This window comes from Plasticicumulans sp., from assembly GCF_035331805.1.
GTDB lineage: Bacteria > Pseudomonadota > Gammaproteobacteria > Competibacterales > Competibacteraceae > Plasticicumulans.
On the sequence record NZ_DAOLKE010000001.1, the window covers coordinates 56,921 to 70,985 of the forward strand.

At 72.0% G+C, this 14,065-nt stretch carries 11 protein-coding genes; 6 read left to right on the plus strand and 5 right to left on the minus strand.

Features of this window, described 5'->3' with window-relative positions; all coding sequences use genetic code 11:
* Positions 1-3 precede the first annotated feature (3 nt).
* Entirely contained in the window at positions 4-237 is a 234-nt protein-coding gene (locus PKE44_RS00110) for a WGR domain-containing protein (RefSeq protein WP_324547656.1), read from the minus strand.
* A 266-nt stretch (positions 238-503) separates the two neighbouring features.
* Here PKE44_RS00110 and PKE44_RS00105 point away from each other — a divergent pair, with 266 nt between their 5' ends.
* On the plus strand, positions 504-1,316 hold the full coding sequence (locus PKE44_RS00105; RefSeq protein WP_324547655.1) for an EAL domain-containing protein: 813 nt from the start codon (positions 504-506) through the stop codon (positions 1,314-1,316).
* 35 nt (positions 1,317-1,351) lie between these two features.
* Here PKE44_RS00105 and PKE44_RS00100 read toward each other — a convergent pair whose 3' ends face one another.
* Together PKE44_RS00100 and PKE44_RS00095 are read right to left on the minus strand one after the other, a co-directional pair.
* Positions 1,352-2,137, minus strand: a complete 786-nt coding sequence (locus PKE44_RS00100; RefSeq protein ID WP_324547654.1) for a tRNA threonylcarbamoyladenosine dehydratase — start codon at positions 2,135-2,137, stop codon at positions 1,352-1,354.
* 96 nt (positions 2,138-2,233) lie between these two features.
* Entirely contained in the window at positions 2,234-2,653 is a 420-nt protein-coding gene (locus PKE44_RS00095; protein ID WP_324547653.1) for a helix-turn-helix transcriptional regulator, read from the minus strand.
* Between the two features lie 243 nt (positions 2,654-2,896).
* On the opposite strand from PKE44_RS00095, the gene PKE44_RS00090 reads away from it, so the two are divergent.
* Entirely contained in the window at positions 2,897-3,283 is a 387-nt protein-coding gene (locus PKE44_RS00090; RefSeq protein ID WP_324547652.1) for a hypothetical protein, read from the plus strand.
* A 187-nt stretch (positions 3,284-3,470) separates the two neighbouring features.
* Here the strand turns inward: PKE44_RS00090 and PKE44_RS00085 are convergent, their stop codons facing one another.
* Positions 3,471-4,193, minus strand: a complete 723-nt coding sequence (locus tag PKE44_RS00085) for a DNA-3-methyladenine glycosylase 2 family protein (RefSeq protein ID WP_324547651.1) — start codon at positions 4,191-4,193, stop codon at positions 3,471-3,473.
* A 122-nt stretch (positions 4,194-4,315) separates the two neighbouring features.
* On the opposite strand from PKE44_RS00085, the gene prsT (PKE44_RS00080) reads away from it, so the two are divergent.
* From prsT (PKE44_RS00080) to PKE44_RS00065, 4 genes are all read left to right on the plus strand, one after another.
* Positions 4,316-7,114, plus strand: a complete 2,799-nt coding sequence (gene prsT, locus PKE44_RS00080) for an XrtA/PEP-CTERM system TPR-repeat protein PrsT (protein ID WP_324547650.1) — start codon at positions 4,316-4,318, stop codon at positions 7,112-7,114.
* 92 nt (positions 7,115-7,206) lie between these two features.
* Positions 7,207-9,996, plus strand: coding sequence for an XrtA/PEP-CTERM system TPR-repeat protein PrsT (prsT, locus tag PKE44_RS00075; protein WP_324547649.1), 2,790 nt, complete (start codon positions 7,207-7,209; stop codon positions 9,994-9,996).
* Positions 9,997-10,071: 75 nt separating this feature from the next.
* Positions 10,072-12,870 carry an XrtA/PEP-CTERM system TPR-repeat protein PrsT gene (gene prsT, locus PKE44_RS00070; RefSeq protein ID WP_324547648.1) on the plus strand — a complete coding sequence of 933 codons (2,799 nt, stop codon included), beginning with the start codon at positions 10,072-10,074 and terminating at the stop codon, positions 12,868-12,870.
* A gap of 131 nt (positions 12,871-13,001) precedes the next feature.
* Positions 13,002-13,316, plus strand: coding sequence for a phasin family protein (locus tag PKE44_RS00065; RefSeq protein ID WP_324547647.1), 315 nt, complete (start codon positions 13,002-13,004; stop codon positions 13,314-13,316).
* 81 nt (positions 13,317-13,397) lie between these two features.
* Here PKE44_RS00065 and PKE44_RS00060 read toward each other — a convergent pair whose 3' ends face one another.
* Positions 13,398-14,051, minus strand: a complete 654-nt coding sequence (locus PKE44_RS00060) for a M50 family metallopeptidase (protein WP_324547646.1) — start codon at positions 14,049-14,051, stop codon at positions 13,398-13,400.
* Between the last annotated feature and the right edge of the window lie 14 nt (positions 14,052-14,065).

Sequence of the window (14,065 nt, forward strand, 5' to 3'; positions counted from 1 at the left end):
GGCTCAGGCGAGGACTGCGACGATCCGGTAACCGTGTCGCTCGCGCCGCCGGGCCAGGGCCTGCAGCAGGCGTCCGGCTTCGGCTGCACCGGTGAGCGGCCGGCATTGCATGCCGCCCCGGGCACTGCGCAGCGCCCCCCAGCGGCAGGTCAGCGTCAGCTGGCCGAACAGATCCGTTCCGATGCTGGCTTCATACCAGCGATCCCGACTTTCCCAGCGTCTGTAGCAGGATTGCATGGCCGGCTCCGGGGGCTGTCGCCGAGGAAAGACATGGATTGTCCATAGAAATCATCAGCATGGAAGAATGCAGGCATTCATGTCGCCATGGAGCGACAGTTTTGGACAGAAGCCTGCGTGCATTGCAGCATTAAATATCGGCAAGTATATGATCCATACAGAAAAGCTTTGGATGGCACGAATATTGTCAAAGTTCCCGGCAGGCCGGTCGATCCGGCCGAGCAGCCAGGCCGGTGTGGCCGGCCGTCATTTGCGGGAGTTCCGACATGAAAGCCACCGATCTGATCGATGACCTGAACCGCCGGTTCGCCGACGATGACTATGGCCGGCGGGCGCCGGCGGCCCTGCAGCGCAGCAGCGACGGCGCAGTTGGCAGCTTCCAGGGACTGCGCCTGTCGACCGGCGTTGAAACCCTGTTCGCGGCCGATGGCGGCATCAGCGGCCATCAGGCCGTGACCGTCGTGCGCGGCCCGCATGGCCGGCCGCTGTCGGCGTGGGTGCCGTATGCGCTGGCGCTGGATGCACAGGCGATCGGCTGGCTGGATCGGCTGGTGCGTACGCTGCATGTGTTCAACGCCCGTGCGGTGCTGTCGCTCGGGCGGCTGTGGCTGGCCGTGCATCCGCTGCATCTCGGGGCGATCAGCGGCGAGTTCGGGGCCGTGTTCGCGAATCTGCTGGCACGCATGCGCGTGCATCCCTCGCAGATCGTGCTGGAGATCGCCGACGCCGATCGCATGCCGCGCTCGCGGCTGATGCAGGCCTTGTCCGGCTTCCGGACCCACGGTTTCGGCACGGCCTGCGTGCTGCGCGGCGATGATCCGGGCGCGTTCGAGCAGGTGCTGTCCCTGCATCCGGACGCCGTCAAGCTCTGCCGCAGCCACCTGTATGCGGCCCGCGCGTCGCTGCTCGGACGCGAGCGCCTGGCACGGCGGATCGCAGCGATCCGGGCGGCCGGTGCGCATGCCTGGCTGCGCGGTGTCGACGATCTGCCCTCGACGCGACTGGCCCGCGCGCTCGATGCCGACGGCTGGCAGAGCGGTCTGCTCGACGCCCGCATGCTCGGCGGCCACGGCGGCTGAACGAACACCCTGCTTCGTGAGCGGGCCGCGCGCTTTCAGCGACCGCTCGCGCTCAGGCGCTCGATGAGGCGGGCCGCGGCCCTGAGCCCGAAACTCGCCGTCATGCACATCGATGCGCCATAACCGGCGCAGTTGAGTCCGGCATCGCCGGCACAGGAGCGCGGTCGCAGCACCGGCTCCGGCGACCAGACGCAGTCGATGCCGAAGCGCCGCGCCGGATCGCGTGGAAAGCCGTACTCCTTGCGCAGGCGCTGGCGCAGCTTCGCCAGCATCGGGTCCTGCTCGGTCTGCGCGAGGTCCGACAGCCGGATCCGCCCCGGGTCCTGCTTGCCGCCGGCCCCGCCGGATACGACCAGCGGCAGATGCGCGCTCCGGCAGCAGGCGATCAGCGCGGCCTTGGCGCGGACGTTGTCGATCGCATCGAGGACGGCATCGGCACCGGCGAGCAGGCCGGCGGCGTTCTCGGGGGTCAGGAAATCCTCGACGGCTTCCACCGTGCAGGCCGGATTGATCCGGCCGATGCGTTCGGCGAGCACCTCGACCTTCGCCCGTCCGAATTCCCCGTCGAGTGCCGGCAGCTGCCGGTTGACGTTGGACTCATGGACGATGTCGAGATCGATGATCCGCAGCGTGCCGATCGCACTGCGCGCCAGTGCCTCGACGGCCCAGCTGCCGACCCCGCCGACGCCGACGACCACGACGCGCGCCGCCTGCAGGCGGGCGAGAGCGTCGCTGCCATACAGCCGGGCGATGCCGCCGAAACGGCGTTCAGGATCAGAGGACGGGATCGACGGGATCAGCGGCAGCGGGGAAGCGGACACGAACGTGCAGACCGGGCGGCAGGGGCTGGCACGATAGGCGAGGCAGGGAGATGCGTCGAGCGGCGGCCGTGGGCGGCTGCAATGCCGGGTGCCGGCTCAGAGGTCGAAGCGGCTCACATCGATGCCGAGCGCGCGGGCCAGCGGTACGAGTGCCGAGCGCCGCGGCGGCGTCAGCGGGTTTTCCTCCCAGGCCCGGATCACGCGCGCCGATACGCCCATGCGCTCGGCGACGGTCTCGCGGCTGATGCCGAGATATTCGCGCCAGGCCCGCAGCGGAGTATCTCCGTACACGACGACCTGCGTGATCACCGCATGGGGCACATGGACGCTGTCATAGCCATGCCCCTGCGGGCCGGGCATGGCGTACAACGCGTGCATGGACATGGCGGTCTGCTCCGGATTCAGGGCTGCGGACATGCCGCGCATCATGAGCGCTGCGGCGCCGGAAACGACTCGCTGCACGGGGACTGACACAGCGTTTTGCAGGATTTCCGTTCCTGCCGTCGTCCGGGACATGCGTGTGACCCCGTTACCGGGCGGCGGTTCAGCTGCGGCAATCCCTGCCTGCCGCGCAGGCGGCAAGTCGTGGAAATTTGCATACGACCTCGTCCGGAAGCACTGCATTCGCTGAAAGCTGCGATACACTCGGCCCATTACCCGATCAGGACCGATCGATCGAAATGCCTGCACCTGACGCTGCGGCATCGTTCGAGGCATCACTCGTCCGGATTCCGGTCAGCTGCACCAGTTCAGGGCGTCATGACGCCTCGACGCGCACGCGTCGTCGAATCGAAGATCATCATTCCGATCTGCCCGGTGAACGGGCGGTTTTCTGCCGTTGTCCAAACGGTATTACTGCACCCCACTCCGGAGGGAGTACACGGCGCCATGCCGATCAGAGCCGACCTTTCCCATATCGATCTTGCCGCGATGTCACTGCCGGATTTGCACCGACTCGTGGATAAAATTGAAAAAGCCATAGAAATCAAGCTCTTCGAGCGAGGCGCCCAGCGCGCTCTGGCCGTGTTTTCCGCGCATGCCCCGACCCCTGCGGCGGCTCCGCCCGTGGGTCGCGGCGGTAACCGCGACGTGCGCAGGACCGGTCGCGAGCGCAGCGGACGGGATTCCGGACTGCGCCGGCGCTGACGGACACCCCCGCATTCGACGGCCATAGCCGACGCTGATTGGCCGGCGGTTCTGTTATTCCGAATATCACGCGGGACAGCATTCCTCACTGCTGACCGGGCTGGCGTTTTCCGTGGCACCGGCTCATTCGGCTGCGTGCAATCCACAATCCGGCCATGGTCACGACCGACCGCTGCCTGCCCGGCGCTCATTGCGCTGCCGGTGCGCCGGTCGATCCGTCTTCGGCAGCCCGCCACAGATACCAGGCGAGCACGCTGCGCCACGGCCGCCAGGCTTCCCCCCAGTGCAGCAGTTCCCGGGCCCGCGGCAATCCGGGATTGGCCTCGATCACGCACCAGCCCCGGCGCACCCCGTAATCGTCGACCGGCCAGACGTCGGGCCGTCCGAGCGTGAAGATCAGGAACATCTCGACGGTCCAGCGCCCGACGCCGCGCGCGGCCGTGAGCCGGCTGACGAGTTCATCGTCCGTCAGCCTGTCTGCTTCGGTCCGATCGGGCAGAAAGCCGCTCGCGGCACGTGCGGCGATGTCCCGGATCGCAGCCGCCTTCTGGCGCGACAGGCCGGTGCCGCGCAGATCGTCGTCGCTCAGGGCCAGTACCCCGGCCGGAACCGGTGCCGTGCCGAGCCGGTTGCGGAAACGCGCCTCGATCGCGGCCGCGGCGCGCCCGGCGAGCTGCTGATGAATGACGGCCGAGCAGAGGGCCAGCCAGGGCTGCACGCCGGGCAGCGGGGTGATCGGGCAGGGGCCGTGACGGCTGATCAGCTCCGCCAGCCCCGGATGGCGGGACAGCTGCCGTTCTGCCTGTTGAACGCCTGCAATCGTCAGCAGCTCGGGCATGGCAAGAGGTACGGGCCGGCAGGAATTCGAGATCGCGCCGCCCTGCACCGCGGCCAGGAGCAGGATCGGCAAGCGTCAGGGCATGTTTCAGGCCGCCCGCAGGCTCGCGATCGGCCGCCAGACTCGTTTAAGGTGCAGCGCCGGTCAGCGGCTCGGAAAGACCGACCCGACCCCGGCCGTGCTGGAGGATACAGATGTTGCACCGATTTCGCCGCGGCCTGTCTGCCGCTGCCGTCGCCATCACCCTGGCGGGCACCGGCACCGGTGTCGCCGGCACGAGCGCCGATCCGGAATATCTGCAGCGTGCCGAGGACCATCGCAAGGCGCATGACCTGCCGGCCGCCATCATCGAGCTGAAGAACGCTCTGGCCGAGGCGCCCGGGGATGCCCGCGTGCGGCTGCTGCTCGGCAGCCTGTATCTGGAACAGGGCGACGGAGCTGCCGCCGAGAAGGAACTGCGGCTGGCGCGCAGGCTCGGCGTGCCGCTGCCGCGGCTGATGGCAGGGCTGGCCGAAGCCATCTATCTGCAGCGGGCCTGGCAGCGACTGGTCGATGACGTGCAGCCGCTGACCGGCATGAGCGCCCGCGAGGTGGCCGACGTGCGCGCGCTGCGCGGCGAGGCGCAGTTCGCGCTGCGGCGCAACGACGAAGCCCGCACCTCGCTGGAAAGCGCACTGCGCACCGATCCGGCCGCCGTGCGGGCGCTGCTCGGCAGTGCCCGGCTGGCCCTCTCCGAACAGCGCCACGATCAGGCCCGCGTCTGGCTGCAGCGGGCCGTCGACCAGTCATTGAGTCCGCAGCTTGCCAACGATGCCTGGTCGCAGTTCGGCGATCTCGAGGTTGCCACCCGGCATCTGCCTGCAGCCGATGCGGCCTACACCAGAGCCATCGACACCGGGCAGAGTCATCTCGGCGTCGTGCTGCGCCGCGGACTGGTGCGGGTGGAGCTGCAGGACTATGACGGTGCCGCCGCCGATCTGAACCGCGTCGCCGGCCGGGCGCCCGACCATACGCTGGTCCATTACGGCTTCGGGCTGATGGCCTACCGGCAGGGGCGCTACGCCGAGGCGGCCGCTTCCTTCAGCCGTGCGCTGCAGCGGGCGCCGGACAACGCCGATGCCAGCTACTACCTGGCCGCCTCGCAGCTGGCGCTCGGACAGCTCGACCCGGCGATCGACGGCCTGTCGCGCTTCCTGGCCGAGCATCCCGAATCCGAGGTGACCGCCCGCCTGCTCGGGAATGCCTATCTGCGCCGCGGGGATGCCAACGCCGCTGCCGCGCTCATCCAGCCGCTGCTCGAACGCCAGCCCGATGATGCCGCGCTGCTCGATCTGCTCGGCCGCATCACGCTCGCCCAGGGCGATGCCGCGCGCAGCCGCGAACTGCTGGCGCGTGCCACCGAACTGGCACCGGCTTCCGCCTTCGGCCGCTATGCCTACGGCATGAGCCTGCTCGCCGCCGGCGACCAGAACCGCGGGCTGGAGGAGCTGCAGAAAGCCGTCGAGCTCGATCCGCACGAGCACGGCCTGGAGTTCGGCCTGAGCGTCAGCCTGCTGCGCGCCGGGCACTTCGACGAGGCCATCGCCGTCGCGCGCCGCCTGCAGCAGAGCCTGCCGGACCAGGCCGAGCCGCTGGTGCTCGAAGGCATTGCCCAGGCCGCCCGCCAGCAGGATGCCGAAGCCCGTGCCGCCTTCCGCCGGGCGCTGGCACTGGAGCCCGGACATCCGCGGGCCGCCGGCGCCCTCGCCGCCCTGGACCTCGGCAGCGGAGACATCGATGGCGCGCGCGGCTGGTACCGGCAGATCCTCGCCCATCACCCCGGGCATGCCCCGACGCTGATGCAGCTCGCCCGGCTCGAAGCCCGGCAGGGCCAGGGCGAGGCCTATGCCGAAACCCTGCGCGAAGCCATCGCCGCCGATCCGCATGTGCCGCAGCCCTACGTGCTGCTCGCCCGCTGGCAGCTGCGTCAGGGCCAGCCCCTGCTCGCCGTCGGCACCCTGGTCGCGGTACGCGCCGAGTTTCCGGAGTATCCGCCGCTGCTGCTGACGCTCGGCCTGGCACAGGGCGCAAACGGCGAAAGCGCCGATGCGATCGGCACGCTGCGCCGGCTGATCGAACTGCAGCCGCAGTCGGCCGAGGCCCGCTACGCGCTCGTGACCGCGCACGCGCAGGCCGGCGATGCCGCGGGCCTGCGCGGCACGCTCGCGCAAGCCCTGGCCGTCGACAACCGCCGCCCCGAAGCCCTGCCCCTGCTCGAACGCCTGGTCGGTCTCGCCGGCAGCGCCAGCGAGGCCGAGGACTGGCTCGAAGCGCTGCTGCGCGATCGCCCGGACGACGAGATCGTGCTCGACTTCATCGGCCAGCGCCGCTACCGGCAATACGGCGCCCCGACCGCGCTGACCTACTACGCCCAGCTGCAGCGCCGCCAGCCGCAGGCCGCGCTGTGGGTGCTGCGCGAGGCCGAGCTCCGCAGCGGCAACCGCGAGGCCGCGCAGGCCCAGGCCCTGCTCGAACGCTGGCTGCAGGCACACCCGGATGACGTGCAGGCGCGCTTCGCGCTCGGCCTGATCCACCTCGACGCCGATCGCCGGGCCCCGGCCCGCGCCGCCTTCGAGGCGGTGCTCGAACGCCGGCCCGACCAGCTCGCGGCCCTGAACAACCTGGCCTGGCTGCTGCGCGAGGACGATCCGCAGCGGGCGCTGGACTACGCGAACCGCTGCCTGCAGCTGCGCCCGGCCGATCCGCGGCTGATGGACACGCTCGGCGAGGTGCTGATCGCGCAGCACCAGTACGCCCGGGCCGCCGAGGTGCTGGCGAAGGCCGTCGCGCGCGCCCCGCAGCTGGGCTCGGCCCGCTATCACCTGGCACTTGCGCTGTCGCTCGACGGACGCAGGGACGAGGCCCGGGAGCTGCTGAAATCCCTGCTCGGGAATGATCAGCCCTTCTCCGAGCGCGCCGAGGCGCAGAGCCTGCTCGCGCAGATCGGCAGCTGAATCCGCTCCGGTTCACCGGGTCGCCGGCAAGGGCCAGGGGGCCGGCCGGCGGCCCGCCGGGTTTCATCGGCTTCATCGATCGAGGGACTTGCATGATGTGGAACACCCGGATGCGGCCGCTTGCGGCTGCGCTGCTGCTGCTCGCCGGCAGCGCAACCGCCGCAGCCGACCTGGCCAGGGAACTGGACAAGGCCGAACAGCTGCGCGCGCAGGGCCAGCTCGGCGCCGCGATCATCGAACTGAAGAACGCGCTGCAGGACGAGCCCGATTACGGGCCGGGCCGGCGGCTGCTCGGCGTGCTGTACGTCGAGCTCGGCAACGGTGCGGAGGCGGAAAAGGAACTGCTGCGCGCCCGGCGGCTGAAGGTCCGCGAGACCGGCATCGCACTGCCGCTCGCCGAAGCCCTGCTGCTGCAGCGCGAATACCAGCGCCTGCTCGAAAGCGTGCAGCCGGTCTCGGGCATGTCGATGCGCGATGTCGCCGACCTGCGCGCGCTGCGCGGCGAGGCACTGCTCGCGCTCGGCCGCCAGGGCGACGCCGAGGCGGCCGTGAAGTCCGCGCTCGCCACCGACCCGGCCGCGCCGCGTGCGCAGATCGCCGAGGCGCGTCTCGCACTCGCGGCCCGCCACCCCGACACCGCCCGCCAGCGCCTGCAGACCGTGCTGTCGGCCCCGCTGCCGCAGCCGGTCGAGCACATCGCGCAGGCGCTGCTCGGCGATGTCGAGATCATGGCCCGGCGCCTGCCGGAGGCCGCGAAGGCTTACGACCGCGCCATCGCCACCGGCCGGCCGCACCAGGCGCTGGCGATCCAGCTCAAGCGCGGGCTGCTGCGCATCGATCTCGGTGATCCCGACGGTGCCCGTGCCGATCTGGGTGCGGTCAACGCCCGGCTGCCGGATCTGCCGCTGCCGCATTTCGGCTTCGGGCTGCTCGCGTACCGGCAGGGGCGCTATGCCGATGCGCTGGATTCCTTCGAACGCGCGCTGCAGCGCGATCACGAGAATCCCGACATCCACGCCAAGATCGCCGCCACGCGCATCGCGCTCGGCCAGCGCGAGCAGGCGGTCACCGATCTGGAAAAATTCCTGCAGGAACATCCGGACAGCGATCCGATCCTGCGCCTGCTCGCGACGATTCGCCTGCAGCAGGGCGATACCGCCGGCGCGCAGAAACTGCTGCGCCACGTGCTCGAACTGCATCCCGACGACAACGCCGTGCTCGACATGCTCGGCGCGATCGCGCTCGCCCGCGGCGAAGCGCGCGAGGGCGAGCCGCTGCTGCGCCGCTCGGTCGAACGCGATCCGGATTCGGCCGCGGCGCGCTACCGGCTCGGCCTCGGCCTGCTGGCACTCGGCGATCGCGAGAACGGCCTGCGCGAACTCGCGCAGGCCACCCAGCTGCAGCCCGGTCAGGAACGCTACGAATACGCACTGGCGCTCGGGCTGCTGCGCAGCGGCCAGCATGCCGAAGCCGTCGCTGCCGCCCAGCGCCTGCAGGCGCTGTGGCCGGATCGCAACGAACCGCTGCTGCTCGAAGGCATCGCCCGCGCGAGCGCCCTCGACACCGAGGGCGCCAGTGCCGCCTTCGAGCGCGTGCTCGCGCGCAGCCCCGGCGACCCGGCCGCATCGGGCGGACTGGCGACGCTCGACCTGCAGCAGGGCCGGCCCGACAAGGCCCGCTCGCGCTATCGGGCCGTGCTCGAACAGCATCCGGGCCATGGGGCCACGCTGCTGGAGCTGGCAGCGCTCGAACTGCGGCTCGACAACCCCGAGGCCGCCCGGCGCGCGCTGGAGCAGGCGGTCGCGGCCGATCCGGAGGCGCTGGAGCCGCGCCTGCGCCTCGCGCGCCTGCTCGGGCGCGAGGGCCGGCATGCGGCGGCGCTCGAACTGCTCGAAGCCGTGCATGCCCGCCATGCGGACGATGTGCAGCTGATCGCGCTGCTCGGAGCCGCGAAGACCGCACTCGGGGATGCCGGCGGCGGCCGCGCCGCCTACCGCCGTCTGCTCGATCTCGATCCGAAGTCCGCCACCGGCCTGTACGGCTACGCCTCGGCCTGCGCCGCCGGCAGCGACGACGCCGGCCTGCGCGCAGCGCTGCGTCCGGCGCTCGCCGCCGACCCCGGCAATGCCCTCGCGCAAGCGCTGCTGGCACGGCTGCAGGAACTGGCCCCGGGCGAGGCCGCCGCCCGCGCCTGGTTCGAGGAACTGAACCAGGCGCTGCCCGACAACCTCGCGCTGCTCGAATTCGAGGGCCGGCGCATCGAACGCCAGCAGGGCAGGCAGCCGGCGGCGATCTATTACGGCGGCCTGCGCCGCCGGCAGCCGCACGAACAGCTCTGGGCGCTGCGCGAGGTCGAACTCTGGCAGCAGGCGAAGGAGCCGGCCCAGGCGCGCTCGGTGCTGGTCGACTGGCTGCGCTGGCATCCGGACGACGACACGGTGCGCGCCCAGCTGGCGGCGATGATGCTCGCCGCCGGCCAGAACGCCGATGCCAAGGCCGAGCTGGAGCGCATCGTCGCCGACAACCCGACGCGCGTCTCGGCGCTGAACAACCTCGCCTGGCTGCTGCGCAAGGACGACCCGCGCCGTGCCCTGCGTCTGGCCGAGCGCGCCGTGCGCCTGCGCCCGGAGCCGCGCATCCTCGAAACCCTCGGCGAGGTGCTGATTGCCGGCGGCGAATACGTGCGCGCGACCGAGGTCCTGCAGTACGCCGCCCTGCGCGCACCGCAGCAGCCCTCGATCCGCTACCAGCTCGCCGTGGCGCTGGCCGGGCAGCAGCGCAAGGAGGACGCCCGCCGGCTGCTGAAGGAACTGCTCGCCGGCGACACCCGCTTCGCCGAGCGCAGCGACGCCGCGGCGCTGCTGAAGAAGCTCGGCGGCTGACGCAGGCGTTATCCCGGGACCGGGGCTGCCGGCTGCGGATATGCTGCGGCCCTCCGTTCATCAGGATGGTGATCCATGCCCCGAACCGCCCTGTACCGCACGCGCGCCGCCGTCTGCGCCTGCGTGCTGATCCTGTCCGGGACCGGCGCGCAGGCGGACGATGATGTCCTGACCGCTGCCGGCCGCAAGCTCGAAGCCGGTCAGGTCAGCGCCGCCGTCATCGACATCAAGAACCGCCTGCAGCAGCGCCCCGGTGACGGGGCTGCCCGCCGCCTGCTCGGCATCGCCTACGTGCGGCTTGGCGACGGTGCGAACGCCGAACAGGAACTGACGCGTGCCGCGCAGCTCGGCGTGCCGGCCGGCGAGCTGGCCGTGCCGCTGGCCGAAGCGCTGGCCGTGCAGCAGCAATGGCAGGCGCTGCTCGATCGGGCGATCGTGCAGCCGAACATGCGCACGCCGGAGCTCGCCGAGCTGCGGGCGTTGCGCGCCACCGCCCATCAGGCCCTCGGCCAGACCGGGCAGGCCAGGCTGCAGTTCGAGGCCGCGGTGGCGACGGATGCCGCTTCGGCACGCGCGCAGCTCGGGCTCGCGCAGTTCGATCTGCAGGCCGGTCGCTGGCCGGCCGCGCGCACCCGCCTCCAGACCCTGCTCGCGCGCCAGCCGGCGCCCGCCGCACACATCGCCCGGCTGGCCTGGACGCTGCTCGGCGACGGGGAGCTGGCGGACGCGCAGTACACGGCCGCCCTGCAGGCCTATGACGCAGCCCTGCCGCTCGCCGATGCGGCTTCGGTGCCGCAACTGCGGCTGCGCCGCGGCCTCGTGCGCGTGCAGCTCGGCGACGATGCCGGTGCCCGCGCCGACTTCGAGGCGGTCGCCGAGCGCCTGCCCGATCAGCCGCTGATGCACTACGGCCTCGGCCTGCTGGCGCTGCGCCGCCAGCAGCCGGCCGAAGCGGTCACGGCCTTCGAACGCGCCCTGCAGCGCGCGCCCGAAGACGCCGGAACCCATGAACAGCTCGCCCGCGCCCGGCTCGCGCTCGGACAGCGCGAACCGGCGCTGGCCGATCTGTCCGGCTTCGCCGCCCGCCATCCCGAAGCCGACGGCGTTGCCCGGCTGCTCGGCCGGCTGCGCCTGTCCGCCGGTGACGGCCCGGGCGCCGAGGCGGCGATCCAGCCGCTGCTGGCACGCCATCCCGACGACGCCGAAGCGCTGGAAATCCTCGGCATGGCCGCGCTGCTGCAGGGGCGTTATCAGGAGGGCGAGGCGCAGCTGCGCCGGCTGGTCGAACTCAGGCCCGAATCGGCCGATGCGCAGATGCGCCACGGCCTGGCGCAGCTCGCCCTCGGCGAGCACGACGCAGCGCTGCAGTCACTCGGTGCCGCCGCCGGGCGCGCGCCGGGTGCGCAGGAGCAGGCCCGGGCGCTGCTGCTCGCCCGGCTCGCCAGCGGTCGTCACGCCGAAGCCCTGGCGCAGGCGCAGGCGCTGTCGGCCGCGCATCCGGAGGCGGTCGAGCCGCTGCTCTACGCCGGCGCGGCGCATGAGGGGCTGCAGGACCTGCCGGCGGCCCGTGCCGACTACGAACGTGTACTCGCCCTCGTGCCCGGCCAGGCGCAGGCCGCTGCCGCGCTGGCGCGGCTCGATCTGCTCGACGGCCGGCCCGATTCAGCCCGTGCACGCTATCAGGCCGTGCTCGCCCGCAGCCCCCGGCATGTGCCGACGCTGATGGCGCTCGCCCGGCTCGAATGGCTGCACGGCCGGCCCGAAGCCGCGATCGCGGCGCTGGAGACCGTGGCCGGAATCGCCCCCGAAGCCGTGGCGCCGCAGCTGCTGCTCGCCCGCCTGCAGGCGCAGCACGGCCGGCTCGCCGACGCCGTCACCCGCCTCGACAGCCTGCACTTCGCCCATCCCGACGACGAAGCCGTGCTGGCGCATCTGGCGGCGGCGCGCCTGCAGGCCGGCGACATCGCCGAGACTGAACGACTGCATCGCGACTGGCTCGCGCGCCGGCCGGACTCGGTGGCGGCACTGTACGGACTGGCCGCGGGCGCGGCGGCCCGCAGCGACGCCGAAGCGCTGCTCCAGGCCCTGATTCCGGCCCTGCGGGCCGATCGCGAGGCCGCGCCGGCGCCAGCCCTGCTCACACGGCTCGACGCGCTCGCGGCCGATCCGGCCCGGGCCCGGGCCTGGCTCGCGCAGCTGCAGCAGGCCGTGCCCGATCATCCGGCCCTGCTCGATCACGCCGGCGAACGGCTCGGCCGCGAGCAGGGAGCTGCGAAGGCGGCGGCCTATTACGCGCTGCTGCGCGGCCGGCAGCCCGACGAGGCCCGCTGGCCGCAGCGCGAGGCAGCCTGGCGCGAGGCGGCCGGGGAGGGGGCGGCCGCGGCCCGCATGCTGGAGACCTGGCTCGCCCGGCATCCGCAGGCCGTCGGGCTGCGCCTGCAGCTCGCGACCCTGTACGAACGGCTCGACCGGCTGGAGGACGCGCGCGTCGCCCTCGTGCTCGTGCTGAGCCAGCGACCCGACGAGGTCGTGGCCCTCAACGACCTCGCCTGGCTGCTGCGGGATCGCGACCCGCAGCAGGCGCTCGTCCACGCCCGCAGGGCCGCGCTGCTGGCCCCGCGGCCGGAGGTGCTGGAGACACTCGGCGAAGTGCTGATCGCCGCGGGCCAGCCGGAAGCGGCGATCGGCGTACTGGACACGGCGAGCCGCGGCGAGCCGTCGGCCAGCTCGATCCGGCTGAACCTCGCCCGGGCGCAGCTCGCCAGCGGCCGCGTCGAGGCGGCCCGCACGACGCTGCGCGCGCTGCTCGCCGGTGCGCAGTCCTTCGAAGGACGCGATGCCGCGCTCGCGCTGCTCGGCAGGGCCGGCGGCTGAATCACGGGGAAAGGAACAGGGTCGGGACAGAAGGCTCAAAAGGATGTTGCACTGCAGCATCGCATGGATATAATGGCACCCATGGGTTCACCGGAACCCGACCGCCCCGCCACCCAAACGAGGATGCAGCCATGACCCAGTTCTCCGTTCCGTCGCTCGAGTCCCTGTCCGCCCCCGTCGTCAAGGCCGGCAAGCTGAACGTCGCCAGCCTCGAAAAGCTGACCGCCTTCAACTTCAGCCTGCTGCAGAGCTACAGCGACCTGAGCCTGGCGCGCCTGAAGGCCGCCACCGACGTGACCGATCTGGCCAGCCTGAAGGCCTACGGCGAGTCCTCGGTCGAAGTCGCGAAGGAGCTGGGTGCCAAGCTGCAGGCCGATGCCAAGGCCTATGCCGACCTGCTCGCCGGCGTCGGCGCCGAGTACAAGGATCTGGTCAAGGCCGCCTGATCGCCGGCGCCCCGACCTTCCTGAAAACCGCCCGCACCGTCGGGCGGTTTTTGTTTTCCGGTCCGCCGGCCCGGCCATCGCTCAGCGCAGCGCACGCACCCGCCGCCAGGCGAGCCACAGGCAGGCCCCCGCCAGTACGCACCAGAGCCCGGCCCACAGCGGCGCCGGCAGCCAGGTGTGCGCGGCCAGATCGGCACCGTCATGCCGGCCGGACAGCCCGAACAGCGCGAGCGGCGCCTGCACGGCATCGAGCATCACGGCCAGCCCCAGGACTTCGAGCCCGGCCTGCAGCGCCCGCCCGTTGCGCCAGCGCCGGCGCAGCGGCAGCAGCAACAGCGCGACCAGCAGCGCCGAGATCACGATCGTCACCGCATCGCGCGCATACAGCAGCGCCGTGATCGCGACCGTGCCGCCGAGCAGGCCGGCGAGGATCGGCGCGTCGTCGCGCTGCGAATCCCCGCTCGCCAGCGCGAAGATGCCGAGCCCCCACAGCGGCGCCCCTGCGTAGCCTGCGAAAGCCACCGGCACGCCCCAGCCGCCGGTGAACACGCACAGTCCGGAGCCGTCGGTGCGCAGCACGATGCGCACGATGTCGCCACCGGTCGCCGCGGCCATCAGCCCGTGGCTGAGCTCATGGAAGAAGGTGCCGGCCCAGCGCAGCGGCAGCCCGATCAGCGGCAGCGCCGACAGCACGGCCGCCACGAGCAGCAGCAGCCAGAACCGCAGTGCGCTCATCGGCACAGCCTCCC